18 protein-coding genes are annotated in these 25,998 nt (G+C 71.8%); 8 read left to right on the forward strand and 10 right to left on the reverse strand.

What is annotated here, in order from left to right; translation table 11 throughout:
* Window positions 1-35 precede the first annotated feature (35 nt).
* Both ABT008_RS00215 and ABT008_RS00220 read left to right on the forward strand, forming a co-directional pair.
* On the forward strand, window positions 36-1,295 hold the full coding sequence (locus ABT008_RS00215) for an ROK family protein (protein ID WP_350692349.1): 1,260 nt from the start codon (window positions 36-38) through the stop codon (window positions 1,293-1,295).
* A gap of 214 nt (window positions 1,296-1,509) precedes the next feature.
* On the forward strand, window positions 1,510-3,087 hold the full coding sequence (locus ABT008_RS00220) for a PP2C family protein-serine/threonine phosphatase (protein WP_350692351.1): 1,578 nt from the start codon (window positions 1,510-1,512) through the stop codon (window positions 3,085-3,087).
* A gap of 11 nt (window positions 3,088-3,098) precedes the next feature.
* Here the strand turns inward: ABT008_RS00220 and ABT008_RS00225 are convergent, their stop codons facing one another.
* A complete protein-coding gene (locus ABT008_RS00225) occupies window positions 3,099-3,662 on the reverse strand; it encodes a MarR family winged helix-turn-helix transcriptional regulator (RefSeq protein ID WP_350692352.1) in 564 nt (187 codons plus the stop codon).
* 92 nt (window positions 3,663-3,754) lie between these two features.
* On the opposite strand from ABT008_RS00225, the gene ABT008_RS00230 reads away from it, so the two are divergent.
* Window positions 3,755-4,882, forward strand: coding sequence for a PP2C family protein-serine/threonine phosphatase (locus tag ABT008_RS00230; RefSeq protein ID WP_350692353.1), 1,128 nt, complete (start codon window positions 3,755-3,757; stop codon window positions 4,880-4,882).
* Window positions 4,883-4,890: 8 nt separating this feature from the next.
* Here ABT008_RS00230 and ABT008_RS00235 read toward each other — a convergent pair whose 3' ends face one another.
* The 7 genes from ABT008_RS00235 to ABT008_RS00265 all read right to left on the reverse strand — a co-directional run bounded on the left by ABT008_RS00235 (window position 4,891) and on the right by ABT008_RS00265 (window position 13,883).
* A complete protein-coding gene (locus ABT008_RS00235) occupies window positions 4,891-6,378 on the reverse strand; it encodes a sugar transferase (protein WP_350692354.1) in 1,488 nt (495 codons plus the stop codon).
* A 209-nt stretch (window positions 6,379-6,587) separates the two neighbouring features.
* Window positions 6,588-8,348: a substrate-binding domain-containing protein gene (locus tag ABT008_RS00240; protein WP_350692355.1), complete on the reverse strand. Its 1,761-nt coding sequence runs from the start codon at window positions 8,346-8,348 to the stop codon at window positions 6,588-6,590.
* A 145-nt stretch (window positions 8,349-8,493) separates the two neighbouring features.
* Window positions 8,494-9,528, reverse strand: a complete 1,035-nt coding sequence (locus ABT008_RS00245; RefSeq protein ID WP_350692357.1) for a lactonase family protein — start codon at window positions 9,526-9,528, stop codon at window positions 8,494-8,496.
* A 130-nt stretch (window positions 9,529-9,658) separates the two neighbouring features.
* A complete protein-coding gene (locus ABT008_RS00250) occupies window positions 9,659-10,261 on the reverse strand; it encodes a GTP-binding protein (protein WP_350692358.1) in 603 nt (200 codons plus the stop codon).
* Window positions 10,242-10,631, reverse strand: coding sequence for a DUF742 domain-containing protein (locus ABT008_RS00255; protein ID WP_117225943.1), 390 nt, complete (start codon window positions 10,629-10,631; stop codon window positions 10,242-10,244). The genes ABT008_RS00250 and ABT008_RS00255 overlap by 20 nt, the downstream gene beginning before the upstream one ends.
* Window positions 10,621-11,040, reverse strand: a complete 420-nt coding sequence (locus ABT008_RS00260; RefSeq protein WP_350692360.1) for a roadblock/LC7 domain-containing protein — start codon at window positions 11,038-11,040, stop codon at window positions 10,621-10,623. The genes ABT008_RS00255 and ABT008_RS00260 overlap by 11 nt, the downstream gene beginning before the upstream one ends.
* On the reverse strand, window positions 11,040-13,883 hold the full coding sequence (locus ABT008_RS00265) for a sensor histidine kinase (RefSeq protein WP_350692361.1): 2,844 nt from the start codon (window positions 13,881-13,883) through the stop codon (window positions 11,040-11,042). Before ABT008_RS00265 ends, ABT008_RS00260 begins: the two co-directional genes overlap by 1 nt.
* A gap of 379 nt (window positions 13,884-14,262) precedes the next feature.
* Here ABT008_RS00265 and ABT008_RS00270 point away from each other — a divergent pair, with 379 nt between their 5' ends.
* The 3 genes from ABT008_RS00270 (at window position 14,263) to ABT008_RS00280 (ending at window position 16,312) form a co-directional block, all read left to right on the forward strand.
* Window positions 14,263-14,859: a hypothetical protein gene (locus ABT008_RS00270; RefSeq protein WP_350692363.1), complete on the forward strand. Its 597-nt coding sequence runs from the start codon at window positions 14,263-14,265 to the stop codon at window positions 14,857-14,859.
* Between the two features lie 10 nt (window positions 14,860-14,869).
* Entirely contained in the window at window positions 14,870-15,805 is a 936-nt protein-coding gene (locus ABT008_RS00275) for a hypothetical protein (RefSeq protein WP_350692365.1), read from the forward strand.
* Between the two features lie 129 nt (window positions 15,806-15,934).
* Complete coding sequence (locus tag ABT008_RS00280) at window positions 15,935-16,312, forward strand: hypothetical protein (protein WP_350692367.1); 378 nt, start codon at window positions 15,935-15,937, stop codon at window positions 16,310-16,312.
* Between the two features lie 145 nt (window positions 16,313-16,457).
* On the opposite strand, the gene ABT008_RS00285 is transcribed toward ABT008_RS00280, so the two are convergent.
* Window positions 16,458-18,263, reverse strand: coding sequence for a glycoside hydrolase family 6 protein (locus ABT008_RS00285; RefSeq protein ID WP_350692368.1), 1,806 nt, complete (start codon window positions 18,261-18,263; stop codon window positions 16,458-16,460).
* Between the two features lie 536 nt (window positions 18,264-18,799).
* On the opposite strand from ABT008_RS00285, the gene ABT008_RS00290 reads away from it, so the two are divergent.
* Entirely contained in the window at window positions 18,800-19,912 is a 1,113-nt protein-coding gene (locus ABT008_RS00290) for a hypothetical protein (protein ID WP_350692370.1), read from the forward strand.
* Window positions 19,896-20,621 (forward strand): class F sortase, encoded by a 726-nt coding sequence (locus tag ABT008_RS00295; RefSeq protein ID WP_350692371.1) that lies wholly within the window; start codon window positions 19,896-19,898, stop codon window positions 20,619-20,621. Before ABT008_RS00290 ends, ABT008_RS00295 begins: the two co-directional genes overlap by 17 nt.
* A gap of 64 nt (window positions 20,622-20,685) precedes the next feature.
* Here ABT008_RS00295 and ABT008_RS00300 read toward each other — a convergent pair whose 3' ends face one another.
* Window positions 20,686-25,737 carry an NAD-glutamate dehydrogenase gene (locus ABT008_RS00300; RefSeq protein WP_350692373.1) on the reverse strand — a complete coding sequence of 1,684 codons (5,052 nt, stop codon included), beginning with the start codon at window positions 25,735-25,737 and terminating at the stop codon, window positions 20,686-20,688.
* Between the last annotated feature and the right edge of the window lie 261 nt (window positions 25,738-25,998).

A 25,998-nucleotide genomic window follows, 5' to 3' on the forward strand; every position in this document is an offset into this window, starting at 1 on the left:
GGTGTCGTCCGCTATTTGTTCAGTGGTTGAATTAAATGGCCGCGATGTGGCAGTGTCAAGGGGTGACCCGACTCGCAGCCCCGGCCGGCGGCGTACGCCAGGGCAGCCTGCGTGAGCTGAACCTCGCCCTCGTCCTCGGCCGGATCGCCGCGGCCGACCGCCCGCCCTCCCGGGCCGCGCTGGCGGCCGAGACCGGCCTGACCCGGGCCACCGTCTCGGCCGTGGTGGAGGACCTCGTCGCCGGTCGACTGGTCACCGAGGCCGAGCCGACTCCGCGCGCCGGTGCCGGTCGACCCGCCCGGGGTCTGGTGCTCGCCGGTGACGGCCCGGCCGGGCTCGGGCTGGAGATCAACGTCGACTACCTGGCCGCCTGCGTGGTCGACCTCTCCGGCGAGGTCCGGCACCACACCGTGCACCGGGCCGACCTGCGTCCGGTCTCCCCCACCGACGCGCTGGCCCGGCTGGCCCGGCTCGCCGCCCGCGCCCGCGCCGACGCCGACGCGCAGGGCCTCACCCTGGCCGGCGCGGCCCTCGGCGTACCCGGGCTGGTCGACGACACCGGCCGGGTCCGCCTCGCGCCGAACCTGAGCTGGCGGGACGTACCGGTGCCGGAGCTGCTGGCCGCGCACCCGCCGCTCACCGAGACCGTGGAGGGCGTACCGGCGCTGGTGGTGGACAACGAGGCCAACCTCGCCGCGCTCAGCGAACTGCACGCCGGTGCCGGACCGGGCAGCTTCCTGCACCTCTCGGGTGAGGTCGGCATCGGTGCCGGGATCGTGCTCGACGGCGCGTTGTTCCGGGGCGTCCGGGGCTGGAGCGGCGAGATCGGGCACATCCCGGTGCGGCCGGACGGGCCGCCGTGCCGGTGCGGCGGCCGGGGTTGCCTGGAACGCTACGCCGGACAGGAGGCGATCCTCGCCGCCGCCGGCCTGGCCGGGGCCGACCTGCCGGCCGACACCGCGCCGATGCGGCTGGCCCAGCTCGCCGAAGCCGGCGAGCCCGCCGCCCGGCACGCCCTGCACGAGGCGGGTACAGCCATCGGCATCACCGTGTCGAGCGTGATCAACCTGCTGGATCTGGACACCGTGGTCCTCGGTGGCGGTTACGCCCCGCTCGCCCCCTGGATCCGGCCACCGGTGCTCGCCGAGATCGAACGCCGGGTGCTCACCGCCGCCTGGTCACCGGTGACCGTACGACCGGCGACCCTCGGCGCCACCGCCGCCGCGGTGGGCGCGGCAGGCTCGGTGGTACGCCGGATCATCGCCCGCCCGGCCGGTTGGCTGGCCCGGCTCTAGACCTCTGGCGTTCCTGCACAGGCAGCCCTCGGATGGCCTCGGTACCCTTGTCCCGAGGCAATAAACCCCGTGAACCCGAGGAGCACAGCACCGGCATGCGTACAGGTCGACAGCGCAGCGCGCGGGACGACCGCCGGTGACCAGGACCCGACGGGGCCCGGCCGCCGGCTCCACCGGCCGTGGGCGAACCGGCCGCCCGGGCTCCGGTGGCTCGGTGGACCCCGATCTCACGCGGGAACTCCTCGACGGGCTCGCCGAGGCGGTGCTGATCACCGACAGTGTCGGGCAGGTCGTGCTGGTCAACGCCACCGCCACCGCCCTGCTGCCGGAACTGCACCCGGGCGTCGGCCTGCCCGGTTCCCCGGTGGCGATGCTGGCCGAGGCGTACACGACCGGGGCGGACGACGTCGAGGGCGAACACCGGGACCGGCGGCTCCGGGGCATCCGCCGCCCGCTGGCCGGTGACCGGTCGGCCTGGTACGTGCGGGACGTCACCGACGACCACCAGCGCGCCGAGGCACTGCGCACCGAGCGGGGACGGACCGACTTCCTGGCCCAGGCCGGCCGTCGACTCGGCCTGGCGCTGCACCGCGACCAGGCGCTCCAGGCCGCCGCGACGCTGCCCGTGCCGTACCTCGCCGACCTGGCCCTGGTCGTGTACCTGCCGACCGGGGCGGTCGAGTACCAGCCGCAGTGGATCCGGTACACCGGTCACCAGTCGACGCCGGCCCTCGGTGCCATCGACTGGGACACGGTCAGCGCCGTACCCGGGCTGGTCGAGGCGCTCGACGGAGAGGCCGGCGTGCCACGGCCCTGGCCCGCTGCGGAGCGCGACGGCGTCGGGCCGCTGATCCCCGACGACCTCGATCCGGCGGCGACGCTGCTGGTCAGCCCGATGCCGGGGGCCGGCCGGACGGCGGGCGCGCTGGTGCTGGTGCGGGCCGGGGCGGGCGACGGGTTCGACCGGCGCGACGTCGAGCTGGTCCGGGAGTTCGCCGCCCGGGCCGGTGCCGCCATGGCCACCGCCCAGCTCTACGACGAGCAGACCCACCTGGCCCGGGTACTGCAGAACAGTCTGCTCCCGCCGGACCTGCCCGCCGTCGACGGCGTACGGCTCGCCGGCGGGTACCGCGCGGCCGGCGACAGCCTGCGCATCGGCGGTGACTTCTACGACGTGCTCCCGACCGACGGCGGCGCGCTGTTCGCCCTCGGCGACGTCAGCGGCAAGGGCGTCGGCGCGGCCGTGCTGACCGGCCGGGTCCGCCAGTCGTTGCAGACGCTGCGGCTGGTCGAGCACCGCCCCCGGGAACTGCTCGGGCTGCTCGATCAGGCCCTGCTGGACATCCCGGACGCGGCCCGTCGCGGCCAGTTCACCACCCTGCTGCTGGGCACGCTGCATCCCGAGCCGGACGGCGGGCTGCGGGTCCGGGTGGCCGGCGGCGGACATCCGGTCCCCCTGCTGGTCGACGGCGCCGGGACGGTGACCCCGGTCCAGGTGGGCGGCATACCGGTGGGCGCGGTGCCTGGGGCACGGTTCGACGAGGCCGAGGTCCGGCTGCGGCCGGGTGAGCTGTTGCTGGCCCGCACCGACGGGGTGACCGAGGCCCGGGGCGGGCCGCACGGCACCGAGATGTTCGGTGAGCGGCGGCTGCACCGGGCCCTGGTCGAGGCCGCCGGATCCGCACCGGCGACGCTTGTCGACCGCGTGCTCCACCTGGTCGACGAGTGGTGCGGTGGGCACCGGCACGACGACGTGGCGATGCTGGCGGTGGGCCCGGCCGCACCCGGCTGACCGTCGGTCGGTCAGGCGGTACGTGAGACCGAGGTCTCCCCCGCCGACCAGCTAAGTGACTGCGGCTCGGCACCGTGCTCCGCCGCCGGCCGACCCGCCGGTAGCTGCTCCGGGTGTGCCTCCTGCTGCGGCACCAGCGGCGACACCTGCCGCATCACCCGCGCCCGAGCTGCCGCGTCGAACTCCCGCAGCCCGTGCAGCAGCGCCTCCCGGGCCTCCGGTGTCATCGCGGCGAGGATCGTGGCCAGATGCTGGCGGCGGTCCTCGCGCAGCTCGGCGAGGAGCCGGCGGGCCTCGGCGGTGAGGTGCAGCGAGATCTCCCGGCGGTCGGCGCGTCCCGGCTCGCGTTCCAGCATCCCGGCGGCGACCAGCCGGTCGCAGAGCCGGCTGGCCGAGGAGAGCAGCATGTCCAGCCCGGCGGCCAACCGGCGCAGGTTGATGCCGTCCTGCCGTTCGACGAGCATGACGGCCCGTAGCTGGGCGGTGGAGATCCGGTTGGCCGTGCGTTCCCGTGCACCGTCCCAGACGGTCAGCAGGGCGCCTGCCGCGGTATCCAGCTCGGCAGCCATACTCATCTCGGGTCCCGGTGGACCATGCAGTTCCGCCATGGTGGGCCTGAGCGTACTCCGATTCTGTCGGCGAATGGGCTTGTGATCAAGGAGAGACGATGAGCGAGCCGGTCGATGAGGCCCGTGCCACACTCACGGCGGCCCCCGCAGACCTGCTCGTCCGGCGGATCGCGGAGCTGCTGGAGCGGGAGTACGGCATCACCGAGACCGAGCTGCTCCAGGTCGACTACCGCCTGGCCGCGCTGCTCCCGCTCACCGGCGGTGACGAGGTGACCAGCCCGGGTCACCCCGCCTGGCGCTGCTTCGACCACGAGACCCCGGTGTACGCGGACGGCACCGGTTACCTGCCGGTCAACATGCGCGGCGAACGGCGTGGTGTGCTCCGGGTCGCACCGCTGGGCGACGACGGGCTGCTGAGCGAGCTGCTGGAGATCGCCACCGCGATGGCCCACGAGCTGACCGCGGTCGACCCCGGCACCGACGTTTACCGCATCGCCCGGCGTACCCGACGGCTCACGCTCGCGGCCGAGGTGCAGTGGGAACTCCTGCCCGGGCGCAGCCGGACCCGGCCCTCGTTCAGCCTGGCCGGCCAGCTCGAACCCGCGTACGCGGTGCGCGGCGACAGCTTCGACTGGTCCGACGACGGCGAACGGGTCTGGACCGCCACGATCAACGGGATGGGCGAGGGGGTGGCCGCCTCGATGCTCACCACGCTGGCCACCTGCGCGCTGCGCAACGCCCGCCGGGCCGGCATCCCGCTGGCCGACCAGGCCACCCTGGCCGACCAGGCGATCTACGACCTGCACCGGGGTGAGCAACATCTCTCCACCCTGCTGCTCGAACTCGACCTGCGTACCGGCCTGCTCACCGCCGTCGACGCCGGGTCGCCCCGGCTGGTGCTGCTGCGGGCCGGGCAGGTCACCGTGCAGCCGCTGGAGGCGCAGTTCCCGCTCGGCATGTTCGAGGGGACGAACTACCACGAGCAGTACATCCAGCTCCAGCGCGGCGACCGTCTCTTCATGCTCAGCGACGGGGTGATCGACGCGACCGGGCGCAACATCCGCTACGGCGAGACCGCGCTGGACCGGATGTTGCGCCGAACCACGCCGATGACCCCGCTCGACGCGGTCCGTTCCCTCCTCGGCGACCTGCGGGCCTTCGTCGCCGGTGACCTGACCGACGACGCGGTCGTGGTCTGCCTGGACTGGACCGGCCCGCAGCCCTGAGGCCCGTTCTAGTACGCGCCCCGACTGTTGATCACCGCACCGAAGGTCTTCCAGAGGATGGTCAGGTCGGCCGCGAGTGACCAGTTCTCCACGTAGTAGAGGTCCAGCCGGATGCCGTCCTCCCAACTCAGGTCGGACCGGCCGCTGACCTGCCAGAGACCGGTCATCCCGGGCTTGACCAGCAGGCGCCGGGCCACGTCGCCGTCGTAGCGGGCCACCTCGGACGGCAACGGCGGCCGGGGCCCGACCAGGCTCATCTGCCCGAACAGCACGTTGACCAACTGGGGAAGCTCGTCCAGGGACCACTTGCGCAGCATCCGGCCGACCCTGGTCACCCGAGGGTCGTCCCGCATCTTGAACATCAGACCGTCGGTCTCGTTGCGGGCGGTCAACTCCGCCAGCAGGGCGTCCGCGTTCACTACCATGGTGCGGAACTTGAAGACGCCGAACTCGCGCCCGCCCTGCCCCACCCGGGTCTGCCTGAACAGCACCGGTCCCCGGCTGTTCACCTTCACCGCCAGCGCGATGGTCGCCAGCAGCGGGAGCAGCAGGGTCAGCGCCACCAGCGCGACCGAGCGGTCGACCAGCCCCTTGACCAGCTTGCGCACCCCACGGAACTCGGGTGCCTCCACGTGGATCAGAGGCAGCCCGGCGACCGGACGGGTGTGGATACGCGGGCCCGCGACGTCGGTCAACGCCGGGGCCAGCACCAGGTCGATGCCGGTGCCCTCCAGTTGCCACCCGAGCCGACGCAGCCGGGTGGCGGTCAGCTCACCGCAGGCGGTGACCGCGACCGTGTCCGCGCCGATGGCGTCAGCGGCCTCCGGGATGCCCCGGAACGAGCCGACCACCGGCACGTCACCGAGCCGCTGCGCCACCGGGGCCAGCAGCGCGTCCGGGATGCAGGCGCCGACCACCTGGTAGCCGGCGTACGGCTCGCGGCGCAGCGTGTGCACCAGCTCCAACACGTGTGCGGTGTCGCCGACCACCAGCACCCGCCGAGACCAGCCCGTCCCCCGCGACCGGGCTCGGTGCAGACGCTTGCGCGCGGCGAACCGGGCCACTTCGAGCCCGATCATGCCCACCGCGAACGAGATCGCCAGGAAGCCACGGGACACGCCGACGTCGGCGACGTACCCGAGAATCGCGACGGCGCCGGCCAACCGGAGGCTGGCCATGCTCACCCGCCGGTACTCGTCCGCGCCGTAGCCGACCACCCGGTCGTCGTAACAGCGCAGGGCCTTCAGGGAGACCAACCAGGCCAGCACGAGTGCCGGCGCGAACAGGACGTAGGGCACGTGGGTACCACGTGGCACGGATTCACCGAATCGCGCCGCGTAACCGATGAGCACCGCCACGGAGAGTACGGTGGCGTCCAGCACGACCAGGGAACGGACGTACGTCCGCTGGTCGCCACGCACCGACCCGCTCGATGGCGGAGCCTCACCCGATCGCGATGACGATCTGGCGGGGGTCAACAGCGTCGCCGAGGTCACCAGCCCTCCCACACTTCGCTCGCCGACGGCCCGGGACCGGCCGGGACGGAGGCCGGATCTGCCGGTGCACGAGGACATCCTGCCTTGATAACTATGGCGGCCGATTGCTTCGGACGTATTGCCGTCACTTTCCGGTGTGGAGGACGACCGGAAAGGGGCCTGTCGTACCGCTTTCTCCGGTACCGCAGACCCCGTTCCTGCGCCTACGCTCAGGCCGGTGCCTTCCTCAGGGCGATCGCCCTGAGGAAGATGTCACTGATCTTGGTGGGGTCGGCGGCGATGAACGCTCCGCCACCGGCCGCCCCGGCGATGGTGTCCAGCTCAGCTTTGCTCACCTCGGTGCCGATGCCCACGATGATGACCTGGATCGGCTGCTCCGGGTCCTTGATCCGCTCCAGCTCCGCGAGCAGTTCGCGCTGCGAGATGCCGTCCGGGTTCTCGTTCTTGCCGTCGGTGAAGAGCACGATCGAGTTGACCTTGCCGGGTTCCCAGTTGCGCTGGACGTCCTTGTAGGCGGCCAACAGCGTGTCGTACAGGCCGGTGTCGCCGCTGGACGAGGTGACCGTGTCCAGTCCCCGCTCCAGGGCGCTACGCTGCCGCGACAGCGGCGCGATCGGCACCACCTCGCGGTAGTCCCGCGTCCCCGCCAGCTTGGTGGAGAACACCCACAACCCGATCGACCACGAGTCGTCGAACAGGTTCAGACCGCGTCGGGCCGCCTCGATGGTGACCTGCTGCCGGGTCGCCCCGTTGGCCGTCGGCACGGTCTTCTTCATCGAGCCGGAGACGTCGATGATGCAGAGCATCCGACCGGACAGGGTGGCGATCGACCAGCTCGACACCGCCCGCTCCACCGCATCCGGCGCCAGCCCACCGGCGGCCACCCCGCCCTGCGGCGGCGCGGCGGAGGAGTCGCCACCCGCCGGGCTGGGTGCACCCTGCGGTGCGGCGAAGCCGCTCCCCCAGTTCCCGTCCGGCCCACGCAGCGACTGCTCGGCCAGCTTGTCCCTGAACGACGAGGTGGTCAGCGCCTCGAACAGCACCCGGGCGGCCGACGCCTTGGCCGGGTCGATGCCGGGCAGCACCGCGTACGGGTAGTCCAGCGGCAGCGGTGCTGGTTTGAGGTACAGCGCCGCCAGCGGCACCGGAGGCTTGCGGGCGTTGTACTGGATGACGTCCTCTTCGGAGAGGGCCGCCGCGCCGAGCGCACTGGCCAGCGTGGTGTTGTCCGCCGCGGTCGGGAACTTCGCCAGCAGGTCCTGGCGCAGCGCCGAGGCACCCGACGCCAGCGCCCGCAACGCGCCGACCCGGTCCTGCTCGGCGGTGGCACCACCGGTGGACGAGGCCGCGGTCATCAGCGACAGCAGGCCGGACAGGCCGGCGGCGTCCCTGGTCGGCTCGACGATCCCGGTCCGCAGCGGCCGGTCGCTGTTGACCCGGGCCAGCAACTGGGTCCAGTCGAGTTCCTTCTGCGGCCAGCCCAGCCGGGCGGCGATCGGCTCGGGCATCGCGACGACCACCGGGCTGCTGGCGATCGACGCACCGTTGCCCGGCTCGAAGGCCGCCGCGCCACCGGTCTTGAGTCGCAGCAGCCAGGTGGAGGAGTCCGGGATCCAGACGTCGGGGCTCACCGCGGTGCCGCTGGCCTGGCCGACACCGGCCAGGGTCGCGCCGTGCTTGGCCGCCACCACCGCCGCCACCTCGACCGGGTCGGCCGCCGAGACCGTCACGTCGATGCAGGTCCCCTCGACGGCGGCACCCTTCTCCTCCCACTCGGAGGCGGCCTGGTCCACCGCAGGAGCGAGCTCGCTTGCCACGGCGACGGACAGCTCGATCTTGCCCGAGCAGTCCTGACCGGCGAGTTGGCGATAGCCGACCCACCCCCCGGCCGTGACGACGAGTACGCCGACCGCCGCCGCGGCGGCGGCGCCGTGAATACCTGAACGCATGCGATGGCGGCCTGCTGACACGCAGACCATCTTGCGTATCCCGCCGGGGGACTGCCATGGCCGTTCGGTCGAAAGTTACAGAGGAGAAACAGTTTCCCCCGAATTGGTAACTTTATGTGACGACGCAACGGCGCAATGTGGATACATCTATGTCTCAGGCCCACGATCAGGGCAGAACACAGGTCGGGCTGGCGACCACGAGCGGCTCGCCCAGTGGCGCCGGAACGCCGGTCTCCCGATCGACGAGAAAAGTGCGTACCATGTCCGCCCGCTCGTCGGCGACGTACAGGTGCTCACCGATGACGACGAAGTGGCGCGGCCACTCGCCGCCGGTGTCCACCTCGGCCACCTGCTCCGGCAGTTTCGCGCCGAGGGAGAAGACGGTGATCGTGCCCACTCCCCGGTTGGCGACGTAGAGGAAACGCCCGTCGGCACCCACGGCGATCTCCGACGGCTGCACGTGCCCGGCCCGGCCGCTGGCCTCGACCCGCCCGATCTCCTGGAGCCCGCCGTCGTCGAGCACCTCGTAGGCGAGGACCGAGCCGTCCAACTCGCCGGCGACGTAGCAGCGCCGGCCGTCCGGGTGCCGGGCCACGTGCCGGGGACCCACCCCCGGGGCGGTGCGCACCCGGGCGCCCCGGGGTGCCAGCGCGCCCGCCGCGTCGAGGTCGTACCGGTAGATCGAGTCGGTGCCCAGGTCGACGGCGAGCAGCGGCGCGCCGTCCCGGCCCGGCGAGACCATGTGAGCGTGCGCCTGCTCCTGCCGCTCGGGGTTCGGCCCGTGCCCCTGGTGGGCCACCACGTCGGTACGCGCACCCGGGACACCGTCGGCGTCGAGCGGGAACACGGTCACGCTGCCGCTGCCGTAGTTGGCCACCACGAGGTGTCCGCCGTCCGGCGTGACCGCCAGGTGGCACGGCTCCGCGCCCCCGGTCGCCTGGGTGCCGGCCGCGTCCAGCTCCCCGTCGGCCCCCACCCGCCAGGCACTGATCTCACCGGTGGGCAGCTCGTTGACCGCGTACAGCATCGGTAGGCGGGGGTGGCGGGCGAGGAAGGACGGCGACGCGGTGACCGCGACCGTACCCAGCGAGGTCAGCTCACCGGTGTACGGATCCCGGCGGGCCGCGACGATGCCGGTGGCCCGGCCGCCGCTGGACGCCGTGTAGCCGCCGATGTGCACGATCTCGCCCTGAACCGCCACCGTGTTCCGCCTCCCTGCCGAATCCTGCGTCGATCTCACCAGAAGCCTTGCCCCGATGCCGGCCGGTTAGACCTGGAATCGCCGACGGACCTGCGATCCGCCCGGTCCCGGCCCGCGTCCGGCACCCGGGTCAGGCCGCCGGCACCGGCTCGCCCCGCTGCCGGGCCACGTGCTCGACCAGGGAGATCAACACCGTCTTGCCGGACTGCCGGTCGCGGGCGTCGCAGAGCACCATCGGCACGTTGCCGTCGAGGTCGAGGGCGCGACGTACCGCCTCCAGGCTGAACCGCTGCGAGTTGTCGAAGCAGTTGACGCCGACCACGAACGGGATGCCGCGCTGCTCGAAGTAGTCGATCGACGGGAAGCAGTCGGCCAGCCGACGGGTGTCCGCGAGCACCACCGCGCCGAGCGCCCCGAACGCCAGCTCGTCCCAGAGGAACCAGAACCGGTCCTGCCCGGGCGTACCGAACAGATAGAGCTGGAGATCGTCGTTGATGGTGATCCGGCCGAAGTCCATCGCCACCGTGGTGGTCGACTTGGTCTCCACACCGGAGAGGTCGTCGGTCTCGATGCCCGCCCCGGTCAGGATCTCCTCGGTCTGCAACGGCCGGACCTCACTCAACGCGCTGACCAGCGTCGTCTTGCCAGCGCCGAAGCCGCCGGCGACGAGGATCTTCAGCGCGATCGGGATCCGCTGTCCCCGTTGCTCGCCGTCATAACGCACGGAGTCCATCGACCACCGCCTTGAGGATGTCGTTGTCGGGCAGGTACGTGGCACGCGGCGGCTGGTGCACGGCGACCAGTCCCCGGGAGAGTAGATCGCCGAGCAGCACCCGGACCACACCGATGGCCAGATTGAGATCGGCGGCGAGTTCCACCACCGGCGTTCCCCGACCGGCCAGTTCCACCAGCAGCCGGTGCTCCGGGTACAGCTCCGGATAGGCGCCGAGGTCCGGGTCCGGCTTCGCCAGCACATACGCCACCAGGTCGAAGGCGTCCGCGCTGGCCCGTACCCGGCCACCGGTCAGCGTGTACGGCCGGACCACCGGCCCGGCGTCGGCGTCGAGCCATTCGTGCTGGTTCCCCGGTAAGTCAGTGCGCATCGGCGGCACCCACCGACGCCCGGGTGGGTGTCCCGAGATTCTCGCCCACCCGGGTCACCAGCATCGCCATCTCGTACGCCACCAGGCCGATGTCGGCGTCCGCGTCACTGGCGACCGCGAGGCAGGCACCCTGCCCCGCCGCCGTCACGAAGAGGTACGCGGACTCCATCTCCACCACCGTCTGGCGCACCGGCCCACCGGTGAGGTGGCGGCTCGCGCCCCGGGCCAGGCTGGACAGCCCGGAGGCCAGCGCACAGAGGTGCTCGGCATCGGCCTTGTCCATCCCGGTGGAGCAGCCGAGCAGCAGCCCGTCCGCCGAGAGCACCACCGCCTGCCGCGCGGTCGGTACCCGCTCCAACAGGTCGTCCAGCAACCAGCCGAGATCGGCACTCTGCCTCGTCGAATGCATCAGACGTCCCTCTCAGTCGCGGTCGGGGATTGCACAGTCGCCGGGTCACCGGCCGGCGGCCCTGCCGGCTCGGTGCGTCGGTCCTGCTCCTGGTCGGCGGAGGCCGCACCGGATCGGCCCGGCGAGGGCGGTCCGGCGTGCCCCGCGTCGTCGTTCGGCGCGACGGCGGCGCGTCGGCCCCGCGCGGTGCCGGCCTGGAGCGCCGACATGAACCGGCGGGCCTCCTCCGGGCTGCGTGGGGTCGGTTCGCCGAGCGGCCGGATCGGTCCGCGCGGGACCACCACCGATTGCCGTACGGTCGGCCCGTCGATCGCCGAGGACACCGCCGGCATCTGCACCGTCGGCGCGTCGACGCCGTCCTGCGCCCGGCCGGGTGCCGTCCGGTGCCCGGTCGGGCCGGACGCTCCGTTGCCGGACGCTCCAGTGCCGGACGCTCCGTTTCCGGGCACCGCCGTCGTCGCGGCGGTCGGCGCGACCTCCGTCGAGACGGTGGGCGACACCGGAGGCGACCCGACCGGTGCCGGTCCGACGGTCTGCGGTGCCGGTGCGGCGTCGCCGTCCGCGGCCGGCGTCACGGAGCCGGACGCCGCAGCGGCGGCCGACGGCACAGCGGTGTCCGGCGATGCGGTGCCGGCAGAAGGGCTGGTGGCGGCCGGCGGTGTGGTGGCGGCGGCCGGGCCCCGCTGGCGGATGCGGCGGGGCAGGCCGTCGGCCTCGGCCGGGCCGACCGTGGAGCCGACGGTGGGGCCGCCCCGATTGCCGCTCGTGCTGGCCGGCACCGGCTCGGTGGCGGCCAGCTTCTCCGGCTCGGCCTGCGATCGGGTGCTCTGTCGGGGCACTGTGGTCAGCCGGGTGGCCCGGGCCAGCCGGCGCTGTTCCGGGGTGGCGGCCTGGTCGTCCCCGGCGGGAGTGTCCAGGTCGGGCAGGGGCGACGGCTCGGCGGTGATGAGTGCCGCCGGGATCAGCACCACGGCGGTCAGCCCGGTCCCGTCCGACTCCCGCAACCGCACCCGTACGTCGTGCCGGGCGGCGAGCCGCGCGACCACGAACAGCCCCAGCCGCGCGGTCTCGGCCGGGTCGAAGTCCGGTGACCGGGCGAGCTTCCGGTTGGCCTCCTCGATGGCGGCGGCCGTCATACCGAGCCCGTGGTCGGTGACCGAGAGGGCGTACCCGTGCGCGACGTGCTCGCCCGAGATCTCCACCCGGGAGTCCGGCGGTGAGTACGCGGTGGCGTTCTCGATCAGTTCGGCGAGCAGGTGGATGATGTCGCCGACCACCCGGCCCACGGTGCCGGCGGCCTGGACGTTGACGATGTCCACCCGGTCGTACGACTCGACCTCGGAGATGGCACCCCGGATCAGGTCCACCATCGCGACCGGGTTGCGCCAGCCCCGACCCGGCGCCGCACCGGCGAGGATGACCAGGTCCTCGGCGTGCCGCCGCAACCGGGTGGCGAGGTGGTCCACCCGGAACAGCTCGGCCAGGTGGTCCGGGTCCTCGGCGTCGCGTTCCATCCGGTCGAGCACGGTGAGCTGCCGGTGTACCAGGCCCTGGCTGCGTCGGGCGATGTTCAGGAAGACCTCGTTGAGGCCGCGACGCAGGCTCACCTCGACCATGGCGGACCGGATCGCGGCCTTGTGCACCTCGGTGAACGCCTGGGCCACCTGGCCGATCTCGTCCGCACCCCGGTCGGCCAACGGTGCCTCGCCGGTCACGTCCACCTGCTCGCCCCGGCGCAACCGGTCCACCACCTCGGGCAGGCGTTCCTCGGCCTCCTTGACGGTGCCGCGTACCTGGGTCAGCCGCTGCGCCAGCGATCGGCCGACCCGCAGCGCGACGACCAGCGAGAGCACGACGGCGACCAGGCCGAGCAGTCCGGCGGCGGCCAGCCGGACCAGGGTCCGCACCGCCATCGGCACCGAGCGGTCGGCCAGGCCGTCGGCCTGGGTCAGCTCGAAGTCGCGCAGCGACCGCTGCACCGTGTCGTAGCTGTTCTGCCAGGCCTGCTGATCGAGCCGGAGCCGGGCCGAGGGGTCGGCGGCGACCAGCTCGTCCTGCATCTGCCGCAACTGCGTGAACTCGTCCTGCTCGGTCAACCGTTGGTACGCCGCCCGGTCCGGCTCCGGCAGGTCGGCCACCGCGCTCTCGGCCAGGAAGCGCTGGTTGGCGATGCCCTGCACGAGCAGCGTGTGCTCGCCCTCGGCGAGTCGGCCGCCGATCAGCGCGCCGGCCAGCAGCGCGTCGGTCTGACCGAGCAGCTCGCGCGAGCGACCGATGTCGGTCAACGCCCGCGCTTCCCGGTTGAGGTCCTGGTCCGGCAGGTTCGCCAGGGCGGAGAAGGTGTGGAACGCCGACGAGATCATGCCACTGTAGAGGCCGATCACCCCGGCCCGGTCGAGGTCGCGGCGATCGATGAACTCCCGCCCCGACGGCAGCGCCTCGAGTTCGCCGAGGAGTCGGTCCAGCCGGGTCTCCAGCAGCTCACCGGCGGCGTCGCGCAGTTGCTCCCCGGAGACCCGACGCTGGAGTTCGGCGATCGCGGTGTCGGTGCGGCCCCGCTGTGCGACCAGTTCCGGCAGTACGCAGTTGGCCGGCGGTTGACCGCAGACCGTACGGGGCGAGCCGAGATGCACCACCGAGAGCCGCCGCTCCCGTTGCAGCTCGGCCACCACCGTCTCGCCCGGCCGGCCCAGGTCGTACAGAAGGGTCCGGGCGGCGAGCAGATCCAGTGCCGGGCCGAAGGTGAGCGTGGTCGCGAAGATCCACAGGGCCAGCAACGCGGTCACCGGCACGACCACCAGCGCGGTCAGCTTGGAGCGGATCGGCCAGTCGCGGGTGTTCAATCGGACCTCGCCCGGGAGGGTGGCTGGAAGGGCTCCGGCACGGCCGGGCAGCACCGTCGCCGACACGCGCCCCGGCTGTCCGCCGGGACGCCGGGGTTCGGGCGCCTTGGGCAGGATACGTAATCCGCGCCGGACGCACTACCGTCTGTCGAGACTACCTATACGGTGCCGGACGTCCCGAGGACGCCCCTGTCGCCCGGAACGGGCGATCACACGGCGCTCGTCCGGTTCCCGGCCTCGGCCGATGCTCCGAATCGCCGCTCGTCCCCTCCTCCACGGGTCTCCGCCCTGCCCACCGCCGATCCGGATGAGGAAAGTGCTCCGGAACGGGATTGGCGATCAGTGCCCGGAGGGAATACCTCAAGGCGAAGGAGGAGCCATGTCGCCCACGCAGATAGTCGTCACCGTCCTCGTCATCCTGGTGGTCGCCGCCGTGGCCGCGGCCGTCGTCGTGGCCGGCCGCCGTCGGTCGCTACGGCAACGGTTCGGCCCGGAGTACGACCATGTCGTCGCCGAGCGGGACAGCCGCAGCGCCGCCGAGCGGGAGCTGCGGGACCGGGAACGCCGGCACGCCGAACTCGAACTCGTCCCGCTGGACCCGGAGTCCCGCGCCCGGTACGCCGCCGCCTGGGAGGAACTCCAGGTGCGTTTCATCGACTCCCCCGCCGAGACCGTCGGCCAGGCCGACGAACTGGTCACGCGGCTCGTCGCCGAGCGGGGCTACCCCACCGGTGACTTCTCGGACCAGATCGCCCACCTGTCCGTCGAGCACGCCCGGACGCTCAGCCACTACCGGGACGCGCACGAGATCCACCTGCGTAACTCGCGGGGCGAGGCCAGCACCGAGGACCTCCGCCAGGCCGTCGTGCACTACCGCGCCCTCTTCGCCGACCTGCTGGGCGAGGAACCGGTCGCGGCCGCCACCACGCCCGAACAGCGCCACCCCGAGGCCGCCCATGACGCCACGAACCGCTGAGGAGAGCACTATGCGGCAAGAAGAGCAGCAGCTCAACAACGACCACCCCGAGGCCGTCCGGTCTGCCCCGGTGGCAGTGCCGCCGAACGGTGCCCACCGGGACGTACCGGACGACCTCGACCGCGCTGACGAGCCGACGGACCGCGACCGGGTGGAGTCCGCCGACCGCAACCGCCCCTGGGACGGCCGGCCGGGCGACGACGACCGGGATGCCGAGGTAACCGATCCCGCTCCGGTGCCGACCGCTTTCGGCGCCACCTCGGTCGGTGGCGCGGTGGCCGCGTCCGCGCTGGCCAGCCGGCGTCCGGAGGACGAGATCGACCCGCGCGAGGAGCGCACCGCGGCGCCGGGCGACGGCGCGGTCGACGGCGAGCGGGAGGGGCTGCGGGCCGACCCGACGGCCGAGTTCGACCGGACCGGCGACGATGTGGACCGCACCGATCTCGACCTGGACGACCCGGACACGGCCGCGCAGCGTGGGACGGGCGGCCACCGGGCCGACGACCTCGACGGGCGGATCGCGTCGCGGGACCTGCCCGGTGACGCGTCGACGGTCGACACCACCGACGTGGCGGCGGCCGGCGGCCCCGGCTACGGCAGCGCCGCCCCGACGATGGTCGACCCGGACGGGCCGTCGCCGACCGGTGACACCGACGCCGGCTCGACGGTTCCGGCCAGCGCGGCGACCCTCTTCGACGAGACGACCGCACAGGGCTTCCGGGACCGCTGGCGTGACGTCCAGCTCCGCTTCGTGGACGACCCGCAGGCCGCTGCCGGTCAGGCGCAGTCGCTCGTCGACGAGGCCATGCAGGCGCTGTCCGCGGCGCTGGCGGAGCACAAGGACAAGCTCGGCGGGTGGCAGGAGGCGGGCTCGCCCGACACCGAACAGCTCCGGGTGGCGGTGCGCGGTTACCGCGACTTCCTGGATCGGGTGCTCGGCCGCTGATCACCGTCGAAGGCGGGTGTCCCCGAACGGGACGCCCGCCTTCGTCGTGCCGTCGCAGGCATGGCCAGGTGACCGGCGGGTACCCGCAGGGGGCCGGAGGAACCGTGTGGCGGACAGGAGGGCGGCAGGATGACGGATCGTGACCGACCGCTGGAGGAGCGCCCCGAGGTGGCCGCGGCGGTGGACGACGACAGCGGCGTGCCCGAGCTGATGACCGGCGGTGGGGCCGACCGGGACACCCCCGCCTTCGCCGGGCCGGGCGAGCGGATCGACCTCGACGCGCCCACCGAGGACGTCATCGCCGACCCGTACGCGGCGGGCACCGGCGCGACCGGCACCGGCACCGGAGCCGCCCGGGACGACATCCGGACCGGCGCCGAGCAGCCGTGGGACCCGGAGGACCTGGTGATGGCCCGGGGCCAGGACCTCACCCCCGAGAACATCGAGCGGGCCCGGCGTGAGCTGGCCGAGACCGGCCGGGCCGCGATCGAGAAGACGGTGCCCTGAGCACGGGGCGGGTCCACCCGGTTCGAGTGGACCCGCCCGTGCGGTGAGAGGGGCCCCTGGTCCGACCGGTGCGGTCGGACCAGGGGCCCGGGGAACCTGCCGCCGCAGCGCCTCACCTACTGCCGGCGGCCGGTATGCCTGACCGTCAGGACAACGGCGGGTAGGCGTTGCGCATCAGCTCGGAGAGCTGCGCCGGGAACCAGGCGCCCGAGATCGGGGCGTCGGCCAGGGCACCGCTGCGGCTGTTGCCGTTGCGGACGTTGCCGGTGTAGGTCGGGTCGCACATCCGGTCGAAGCCCTTGCCGTCGTTGTTCGGGATCTCGCGGCTGGAGCCGTCCGACTCACCCGGGGGCTTGATCCAGACGTACGCGTCGATACCCGGCTCCGGCGCGGCCTTCGGGCGCTCGCCCAGACCCGCACCGGCCTGGTTGCACCAGTTGCCCTTGTGGATACGACGGTCGACCCGGCCACCGTCCACGTAGGCGTCAACGCTGGTCGTCGGGCCCGCGGCGGTGGGCCGGGCGCTGCCGCCCCAGCCGTTGCGGGAGGTGTCGATCAGCATGCCGATGCCGCTGTCGAAGCCCTGCCGGACCAGTTCCTGCCGGAACGCCTGGGCGAAGGACAGCTCGTCGTTGTACTGGTTCCAGTCGATCCACTTCGCCTGCCGCACCGTCTGGCCGTTCACCGTGTCGGTGACCCGGGCGTACGGCTCACGCAGCGCCGAGTAGTTCGCGGTGTTGACGATGAAGCCGTGCACGTGGGCGGTGGTGGCGCCGGAGGCACGCGAGGCCTCCCGCAGGATCTGCGCGCTCGGGACGAGGTTGGTGTCCCAGCCGAGCCAGCCGTGGTGGCCGGCGTCGATGTAGTTGTAGACGTTCGGGATCGCGCCCAGCTTGGCGAGGGCGTAGCCGACACCCTGGACGTACCCGCCGTTGGCCTTCATGGTGTCGCACAGCGGGACGCCACCGTCTCGGTCGGTGGTGTTGGTGACCAGGTTCGGCAGCGAGTCGATCTCGATGATGTTGATGATCCGCAGGTTGCGGTACTTCGCGTCACCCTGGATCGCCGCGATCGGGTCGATGTACTGCGCCTTGTACTTGGGCAGTTCGTCGGCCTTCAGCTCACCGTTGGAGGCCAGCGCCGAACAGTCCCGGCCGGGCAGGTTGTAGATGACGACCTGGATGTACTGGGCGTTCTGCCGCAGCGCCTCGTCCAGGTGGTCACGCAGACCCATCGGACCGTTGGACTGGCTGTTGTCGGTGCCCTCGATCGCCGCGATCCGGTCCAGCCAGACACCCGTCGGGGTGTTCGAGATCCGGTTACCACCGCTGACCGACTCGGCCTTGGCCTTCCACTCCGGGTTCACGTAGCCCCGGGCGTTCAGGTACGGGTTGTCCACCTTGGTGCCGGGCGGAGGCGTCGTGGGCGGAGGCGTCGTGGGCGGCGGGGTGGTGGGCGGCGGCGTCGTGGGCGGGGGCGTGGTCGGCGGCGGGGTGGTGGGCGGCGGCGTGGTCGGCGTGGTGCCGCCGTTGCAGGAGACCCCGTTGACCGTGAACGAGGTGGGCTTCGGGTTGCTGCCGCTCCAGGCACCGTTGAAGCCGATGCTGGTGCTGGCGCCGGTGGCCAGGTTGCCGTTGTAGGACTCGTTCTGCGCGGTCACGTTCCGGCCCGACTGGCTCCAGCGGGCCGACCAGCCCTGCTGGACGCGCTGGTTGGCGTCGGGGAACGTGAAGCCGAGGGTCCAGCTGGTGAGCCGGTCACCGATGTTCCGGATGGTGATGTTGGCGGTGAAGCCGCCCTGCCAGTCGTTGGTCGTGTACGCGACGTCGCACTGCGTCGCGGCGTGCGCCGCGGTGACCGGAATGGTCACCAAACCGCCCGCGACCAGCGCGCTCGCGCCGGCCAGCGCGACAGCTCGCCGTCGACTGGACAGCCTTCTCCACACATTCATGCCACTGATCTCCTTGGGCGAGACCGGATCCGCGTACGGCCCGGCACGTGGCGTCCGAGGGACGTCCTGCACGGACGACCGCCGATGCCAACGGGATTCTTCGGGAGCGCCCGACCCGGGCGGGCGTTGGTGGTGGTGCACGACCGGCATGCCCGGTCGACGGCAAGTGGTCGTCCGGTGACACCGGATGCCCTCGACAACTGCCTGTGCGGTGTGGCTCCGATCACCGCGTGCAGCGATTCTTGCATGGGAGCGCTTCCATGGCAATGGTTCGATATTTTCGAAACCCTACCCGGGCTCGACTGGCGCACCACGTGACACACCGCCACCGAACGGCCGCCCGCCGGTCACGAAGCGTGGAACCACCCCACCGGGGACACCCCGGCACGCCTCCCTCAGCAGCGCCTGATCGATCGGGTAAATCGTACGAATGCCAGAAAACGAATCTTTCCCTGCATAGGTCGTGAAACGGTCTAACGTCAGTTCTGGCTCGGTTGTACGAGCCGCAGGACAACAGGGATGGAGTGACACAGGTCATGGCTAAGAAGATGCTGGGGAAGGTCGTTGCGGGTGCCGCCCTCGGCGGTGCTTCCCTGCTGGTGTTCGCGCCCGGGGTCGCGCTCGCCGACGGCCACGCTCCCGAGGACGAGGGCAAGGTCTTCGCCAAGCCGCACGCGGTGAAGCCCGGCGACGAGGTCAAGCTGGTGCAGGTCTGCGAAGAGGCGCAGGAGCACCCCTTCGTCTGGTCCAAGGTCACCGGCAAGGTCGAGCTCGAAGCGGCCCACAAGGGTGACGACCGGGGCGACAAGGGTGACGACCGGGACTGGAAACAGGACCGCAAGGACTGGGAGGACAACAAGGACCCGCAGGACAAGAAGGACTGGGAGGGCAAGAAGGACTCGCAGGACGGCAAGGACTCGCAGGACGGCAAGGACTGGCAGTCCGGCGGCGAGGACCGCTCGGAGGGCAAGGACTCGTCGGAGGGCAAGGACCGCTCGGAGGGCAAGGACTGGTCGGGCGAGGCCGAGTCGGCGCCGGAGTCCAAGGGCACCGGCGGCGGTGCGGCCGACGCGGCCGACGAGAGTGGCAAGGACCGCGACTGGAAGGCCGAGGAGCACGGCCAGGACGCGGAGGGGGCGCGGGACCACAAGGCCCCGTCCGCCGAGGAGGAGCGCGGCGCCAAGTCCGAGCACGAATGGTCGAGCAAGAGCGAGCACGAGTCGTCCGACGAGAAGGACTGGTCTCGCGAGGGCGAGAAGGACTGGTCGAGCGAGGGCAAGGCCGAGGGCGAGCGCGAGTGGGAGCGGTCGAGCGAGCACGGCAAGGACTCGGGCGAGTACGGCAAGGACTCGGGCGAGTACGGCAAGGACGACTCGGGTGACCGCTGGGAGCACGAGAAGGACTTCGTCTACTACGGCGAAGCCCGCGTCGCCAAGGACGCCAAGCCCGGCACGTACGAGCTGAAGGGCTCCTGCGGCGTCGGCGAGCTGGTGGTCCTGCCGCACGGTGGGGTCGACGGCGGTGACGGTGGGATCGCCACCGGCGCCAACGGTGGCCTGGCCACCGCCGGAGCGGGCATGGTCGGTGCGGCGGCCCTCGGTGGCCTCGTGCTGATGCGTCGGCGCCGGGCCGATGAGTTCGCGGCCTGACGCGACGGCGAGACGGGCCGGCGGCCGTCACGGTTCTCCGTGGCGCGCCGTCGGCGCCGCCGTCGTCGTGCTGCTGGCCATGGTGGGTTCCGGGCTGGTCGGCGCGGCACTGCGGCCCGTCGAGCCGGTACGCCCACCGCAGCCCCTGGCGCAGGCCGGGCCGAGCACCCCCGAGCCCCGCGCGTCCGTACCGGTCGACGACGCGGATCTCGACGACGGTGACTCCGGCGCGGCCCGCCCCGCGACCGGGCTGCCCCGGTCCGCCCCGACCACGATCACCATCCCCCGCATCGGCGTCGACGCGAAGATCATGATGCTCGGCACCAACCCCGACGGCACGGTGGAGGTCCCCCCGCTGGACCAGGCCATGCTCGCCGGCTGGTACGAGCCGGGTCCCAGCCCGGGCGAGGTGGGTAACTCGGTGATCGTCGGACACGTGGACTCCGCCGCGATCGGCGCGGCCGTCTTCTTCTCCCTCGGTGCGTTGCAACCCGGCGACGTCATCACGGTCAGCCGGGCCGACGGCGGCTCGGTCGACTTCCGGGTGGACTCGGTGGCCGCCCACCCCAAGAACGCCTTCCCCACCGAGCAGGTGTACGGCCCGTCCGACCGGCCCGGGCTGCGCGTGATCACCTGCGGCGGACAGTTCGACGAGGCCAAGCGCGACTACCCGGACAACGTGATCGTCTTCGCCTCGCTGGCGAGCTGACCGGAACGTTAGGAAGGGCCCCTTCCTATGCACGAGGCGTTAGAAAGGGGCCCTTCCTTACATCTCAGCTCGCTGAGGAGGTGCGGACCAGCGTGCGGATCTGGCGCAGCAGCACCGAGAGCGCGGCCAGGTCGGCGCGGGACTCGTCGAACTCCCCCATCGCCCGCTCGGCGCGGTGGATCGAGGTGGCGTTCGACTGTTCCCACTGCTGCACCCGCTCCGACGGCGGAAGATCACCCGGCGTGGAGTCGAGCACCTCCCCGGTGAGCGCGGCCAGCGCGGCGTACAGGTCGTAGCGCAGCGCCATCCGGGCCAGCGTCTGCCAGCGGTCCTCCCGGGGCAGCAGGGAGATCTTCGACAGCAGCGAGTCGACCCGGAACCGGTTCGAGAGCACGAAGTAGACCGAGGCCACCTCGCTCACGTTCCGCCCGCTGCCGGCCGCGGTCTCCACCACGTCCAGCAGACCGAAGCTGTACATCAGGCGGGTGTTGCGCTCGGCCAGCTCACGCGGCACGCCCCGCTCGGTCATCGAGTCGATGTGCGCCGCGATGCCCTCCCGCTCGGTGCCGTAGAAGAGCGTCTCCAGCTTCGGCAGCAGCTCCGACACGCCCTCCCGCAACCGGGCGATCTCCGCCGGCACGTCCAGCGGCGAGCGCCGGTTGGTGACCAGCCAGCGCACCGCCCGGTCGAGCAGCCGCCGGGTGTCCAGGTAGGCGCTGGTCTGCAACCCCGGGTCGACGCGGTTGTCCAGCGCCTCGATGGCGTCCCAGACCTCCCGCAGCCCGAACACCTCGCGGACCACCACGTACGCCCGGATCACGTCTGCGGCGGTGGCGGCGGTCTCCTCGACCACCCGGTAGACGAACGAGATGCCGCCCCGGTTGATCGCCTCGTTGACCAGCACCGTGGTCACGATGTCGCGACGCAGCCGGTGCCGGTCCATCCGGTCGGCGAACCGCTCCCGCATCGGGGTCGGGAAGTAGTTGACCAACACCTCGTTGGTCCACTTCTCGTCGGCCAACCCCTCGGCGATGATCTCCTTCTCCAGGGCGATCTTCACGTACGCCAGCAGCACCGCGAACTCCGGCGCGGTCAGCCCGGACTCGGCGCGTACCGCCAGCTCCTCGTCCGGCGGCAACGCCTCCAGCGCCCGGTTCAGCTCGCCGGAGCGCTCCAGATCGGTGATCATCCGGCGGTGTACCGGCAGCAGCGACGCGGCCTGTGCCTGGGCGTTGTTGATCGCACGGGCCTGGTCGTAGTTGTCCCGCAGGACCAGCTCGGCGACCTCGTCGGTCATCCGGGCGAGCAGGTCGTCCCGCTCGGGAACGGACAGCTCGCCGTCGGCGACCGCCGTGTTCAGCAGGATCTTGATGTTCACCTCGTGGTCGGAGCAGTCCACCCCGGCCGCGTTGTCGATGAAGTCGGTGTACATCCGGCCGCCCGACTGGGCGTACTCGATCCGGCCCTGCTGGGTGAAGCCCAGGTTGCCGCCCTCGCCGACCACCCGGCAGCGCAGGTTGCGACCGTCCACCCGGATCGCGTCGTTGGACTTGTCGCCCACCTCGCCGTTGGTCTGGGTGGAGGCCTTGACGTAGGTGCCGATGCCGCCGTTCCAGAACAGGTCGACCGGCGCGGTGACGATCGCCTTCATCAACTCCTGCGGGCTGATCTGCGTCACGTCGTCGGGCAGCCCGAGCACCGCGCGGACCTGCGGCGACACCGGCACCGACTTCGCGGTACGCGGGTAGACGCCACCGCCGGCCGAGATCAGCTCGGCGTGGTAGTCCTCCCAGGTCGAACGAGACATCTCGAACAACCGCTTGCGCTCGACGAACGAGGTGGAAGCGTCCGGGTTCGGGTCCAGGAAGATGTGCCGGTGGTCGAAGGCGGCCACCAGCCGGATGTGCTCGGAGAGCAGCATCCCGTTGCCGAACACGTCGCCGGACATGTCGCCGACGCCGACCACGGTGAAGTCCTGGCTCTGGGTGTCGTGGCCCAGCTCGCGGAAGTGCCGCTTGACCGACTCCCACGCGCCCCGGGCGGTGATGCCCATCTTCTTGTGGTCGTAGCCCGCCGAACCGCCGGAGGCGAACGCGTCGCCCATCCAGAAGTTGTGCGCGACGGAGATCTCGTTGGCGATGTCGGAGAAGGTCGCGGTGCCCTTGTCCGCCGCCACCACCATGTACGGGTCGTCGCCGTCGTGCCGGACCACGTCGTCGGGCGGCACGATGTCACCGGCCACGATGTTGTCGGTGACGTCCAGCAGCGCGGAGATGAACTCCTTGTAGCAGACCACGGCCTCGTCCCGGTCGCCCGGCTTCTGCTTCAGCACGAAGCCGCCCTTGGCACCCACCGGCACGATCACCGCGTTCTTGACCATCTGCGCCTTGACCAGGCCGAGCACCTCGGTCCGGAAGTCCTCCCGCCGGTCGGACCAGCGCAGCCCGCCCCGGGCCACCGGCCCGAACCGCAGGTGCACACCCTCGAACCGGGGCGAGTAGACGAAGATCTCGAACTTCGGCCGGGGCGCCGGCAGGTCCGGGATGGCCTGCGGGTCCAGCTTGAACGCCACGTACGACTTGGGCCGCCCGCCGATCGGCTTCTGGTAGAAGCTGGTCCGCAGGGTGGCCTGGATCAGGTTCAGGTACGCCCGCAGGATGCGGTCCTGGTCCAGGCTGGCCACGTCGTCGAGCGCGGCGTCGATCTCGGAGACCAACTCCGCGGCCCGCTGCTCCCGCTGCTCGGCGGTGAGCGTCCCCGGTTCGAACCGCGCCTCGAAGAGGCGCACCAGCAGCGTGGCCATCCCCGGGTACGCGATGAACGTGGACTCCATGTAGTCCTGGGAGAAGACGGTGCCGGTCTGGCGCAGGTACTTCGCGTACGCCCGCAGCACCACCACCTGCCGCCAGGTGAGCCCGGCGCGCAGCACCAGCTCGTTGAAGCCGTCCACCTCGGCCTCGCCCCGCCACGCCGCCGCGAAGGCGTTCTCCACGTGCGGGCGGACCTCGGCCAGCTCCTGGTGGCCCTCGGGCAGACGCAGCCCGAAGTCGTACAGCCAGATCCGGCCGTCGACGCGCTCCACCTCGTACGGGTGCTCGTCGACCACCTTGACGCCGAGCGAGTGCAGCACCGGCAGCACCGCGGAGAGCATCATCGGCTCGCCGTAGCGGTAGACCTTGAACCGGACGTCCATCGACTCGTCGACATCGGACCGGACGACCGCACGCGGCAACGGCTGCTTGCGGAACAGGTGCATCTCAAGCTGGCCGGACTCCTCCAGCAGCTCCAGCTTGGCCAGGTCCTTCATCGCCTCGTACGGCGTGTGCCCGTCCTTGTAGCCCTCCGGGAACGCGTCGGCGTACCGGGCGAACAGGTGCTTGGCCTGCTCGTCGCCGAGCTTGCGCTCCAGCACCAGCCGGTAGTCGTCGTCCCAGAGCCGGGTGGCGTCGGCCAGCTCCTCGGCGAGCAGGTCGGCGTCGATGTCTCCGGGCGGGCTGCCCGGGTCGGTGCGCACGATGAAGTGCACCCGGGCCAGCATCGACTCGGTGACCCGGGTGGTGTAGTCCACCCCGACACCGTTCAGCTCGCGCAACAGGATGTCCTGCATGCGCAGCCGGTTCTGCGTGGTGAACCGGTCCCGGGGCAGATAGATCAGGCAGGAGATGAACCGCCCGTACGCGTCCCGGCGCAGGAACACCCGCAGTTGCCGGCGACCCGCCATCCGCAGTACGCCGATCACCGCGTGGTAGAGGTCGTCGGTCTTGATCTGGAACAGCTCGTCGCGCGGGTACGTCTCCAGGATCTGCAACAGGTCCTTGCCGGAGTGGCTGCGCTGGCTCAGCCCGGAGCGGTCCAGCACCTCGGCGACCTTGCGTCGGACCACCGGCAGTTCCTGCACGCTGGTCCGGTACGCGGCGGTGGAGAACAGGCCGAGGAACCGCCGCTCGCCCACCACCCGACCGTCGGCGTCGAAGATCTTGAAGCCGATGTAGTCGAGGTACGCCGAGCGGTGCACGGTGGCCCGCGAGTTCGCCTTGGTGATGATCAGCAGGCGCTTCTCGGTGACCTTCTCGTGCGCCTCGGGCGTCATCGACGACAGCGCCCGCGCCTCCGGCGAGTCCTGCCGCAGGATGCCCAGCCCGGTGCCGAGCACCGCCTCCAGCGCCGGCCCGCCCTCAGTCGAGTCCTGCACCAGCCGGTACTCGCGGTAGCCGAGGAAGGTGAAGTGGTCGTGGGCCAGCCAGCGCAACAGCTCGACCGAGTCGGTGATGTCCTTCTCCGGCACCGGCGGCCGGTTGTCGCTGGTCCGCGCGGCGGCCAGCTCGTCGGCGAGGGCGAGGGCCCGCTGGCGCATCTTGGGCCAGTCCTCGACGGCCTCGCGCACGTCGGTGAGCACCCGCTGCAACTCGCGGCGCAGCTTGTCGCGCACCTCCGGGTCGCGGACCGGGTCGATCTCGATCCGCATCCAGCTCTCGACCAGGTCGCCGTCGATCGCGTCGTCCGGCTCCACGTCGGCGGCGACCTCGACCAGTCGTCCCAGCGGCTCCCGGCGCACCACGACCAGCGGGTGCACCAGCAGGTGCACGTCCAGGTGGTGGCTGTTGAGCAGGGCGGTCACCGAGTCGACCAGGAACGGCATGTCGTCGGTGACGATCTCGACGACGCTGTGATGCTGCTCGGCGTCGGGTGAGTGGATCCGCAGCTTCAACTCGCCCGGCACCCGCTGCTCGGCGAGCTGGCGGTGGGCGCGTGCGGCGTCGAGCATCTCCTCGGCGGTGAAGCCGATCAGCTCCTCGTCCGGCGCGAACCGCCAGAACCGACCCACCAGGGTCGCCGCGTCGTGGTCGTCGCCGGCCAGGGCGACCGCATGGGCCACCAACCGCTCGGCGTTGGGCACCGGCTCGTCGAGTTCGGCGTCCTCCACGTCGTCCGCCAACGCCTCTGGTGGCAGGCCCAGGTCGTAGAGGGTGTCGATGCTCGAACCGGTCATCCCGGTCGTTCCTGTGTCGAGTCGGCCGTAGCCGTCTCCGTCGGTCGCCGTGTCGAAGCTGTCGTCCCGGCCGGTGTCATCCTGCCGGAGGTCGGGTCCCGGTTTGATCGCCGGACGCCGGTCCATTCGGTGCCACTCCCCTCGACCCACCGCGTTGTGGGTCACTCTCGCCGCCCAGCCTAGGCCAGACCGACCGGTCGACCCGTCGGCGTACCACCAGCCGGACTTCCGGTGCGTGACGTCGTCCTTTCGCACGTTGCGGTACGAGGTTCGGCCGGATCAGGAGTACCCCGCCAGATGTTGTTCATCACACGAGCGCGGTCCCGTCTTTCGCCGAACGGGGTACGGCGGGGCAGCCCCAGGTGTCAGGGCGTACTAGCGTGCAGG

Origin of the sequence: Micromonospora sp. NPDC002389, from assembly GCF_040296095.1 — a bacterium.
In the GTDB taxonomy this organism is placed as follows: Bacteria; Actinomycetota; Actinomycetes; order Mycobacteriales; family Micromonosporaceae; genus Micromonospora.

Excerpts from the sequence above, each read along its gene's own strand:
- ABT008_RS00285 (WP_350692368.1), bottom strand. The coding sequence starts at position 18,263 with ATGAATGTGTGGAGAAGGCTGTCCAGTCGACGGCGAGCTGTCGCGCTG.
- ABT008_RS00230 (WP_350692353.1), top strand. The coding sequence starts at position 3,755 with ATGAGCGAGCCGGTCGATGAGGCCCGTGCCACACTCACGGCGGCCCCC.
- ABT008_RS00255 (WP_117225943.1), bottom strand. The coding sequence starts at position 10,631 with ATGCGCACTGACTTACCGGGGAACCAGCACGAATGGCTCGACGCCGAC.
- ABT008_RS00280 (WP_350692367.1), top strand. The coding sequence starts at position 15,935 with ATGACGGATCGTGACCGACCGCTGGAGGAGCGCCCCGAGGTGGCCGCG.
- ABT008_RS00295 (WP_350692371.1), top strand. The coding sequence starts at position 19,896 with ATGAGTTCGCGGCCTGACGCGACGGCGAGACGGGCCGGCGGCCGTCAC.
- ABT008_RS00250 (WP_350692358.1), bottom strand. The coding sequence starts at position 10,261 with ATGGACTCCGTGCGTTATGACGGCGAGCAACGGGGACAGCGGATCCCG.
- ABT008_RS00290 (WP_350692370.1), top strand. The coding sequence starts at position 18,800 with ATGGCTAAGAAGATGCTGGGGAAGGTCGTTGCGGGTGCCGCCCTCGGC.
- ABT008_RS00215 (WP_350692349.1), top strand. The coding sequence starts at position 36 with ATGGCCGCGATGTGGCAGTGTCAAGGGGTGACCCGACTCGCAGCCCCG.
- ABT008_RS00270 (WP_350692363.1), top strand. The coding sequence starts at position 14,263 with ATGTCGCCCACGCAGATAGTCGTCACCGTCCTCGTCATCCTGGTGGTC.
- ABT008_RS00300 (WP_350692373.1), bottom strand. The coding sequence starts at position 25,737 with ATGGACCGGCGTCCGGCGATCAAACCGGGACCCGACCTCCGGCAGGAT.
- ABT008_RS00225 (WP_350692352.1), bottom strand. The coding sequence starts at position 3,662 with ATGAGTATGGCTGCCGAGCTGGATACCGCGGCAGGCGCCCTGCTGACC.
- ABT008_RS00275 (WP_350692365.1), top strand. The coding sequence starts at position 14,870 with ATGCGGCAAGAAGAGCAGCAGCTCAACAACGACCACCCCGAGGCCGTC.
- ABT008_RS00260 (WP_350692360.1), bottom strand. The coding sequence starts at position 11,040 with ATGCATTCGACGAGGCAGAGTGCCGATCTCGGCTGGTTGCTGGACGAC.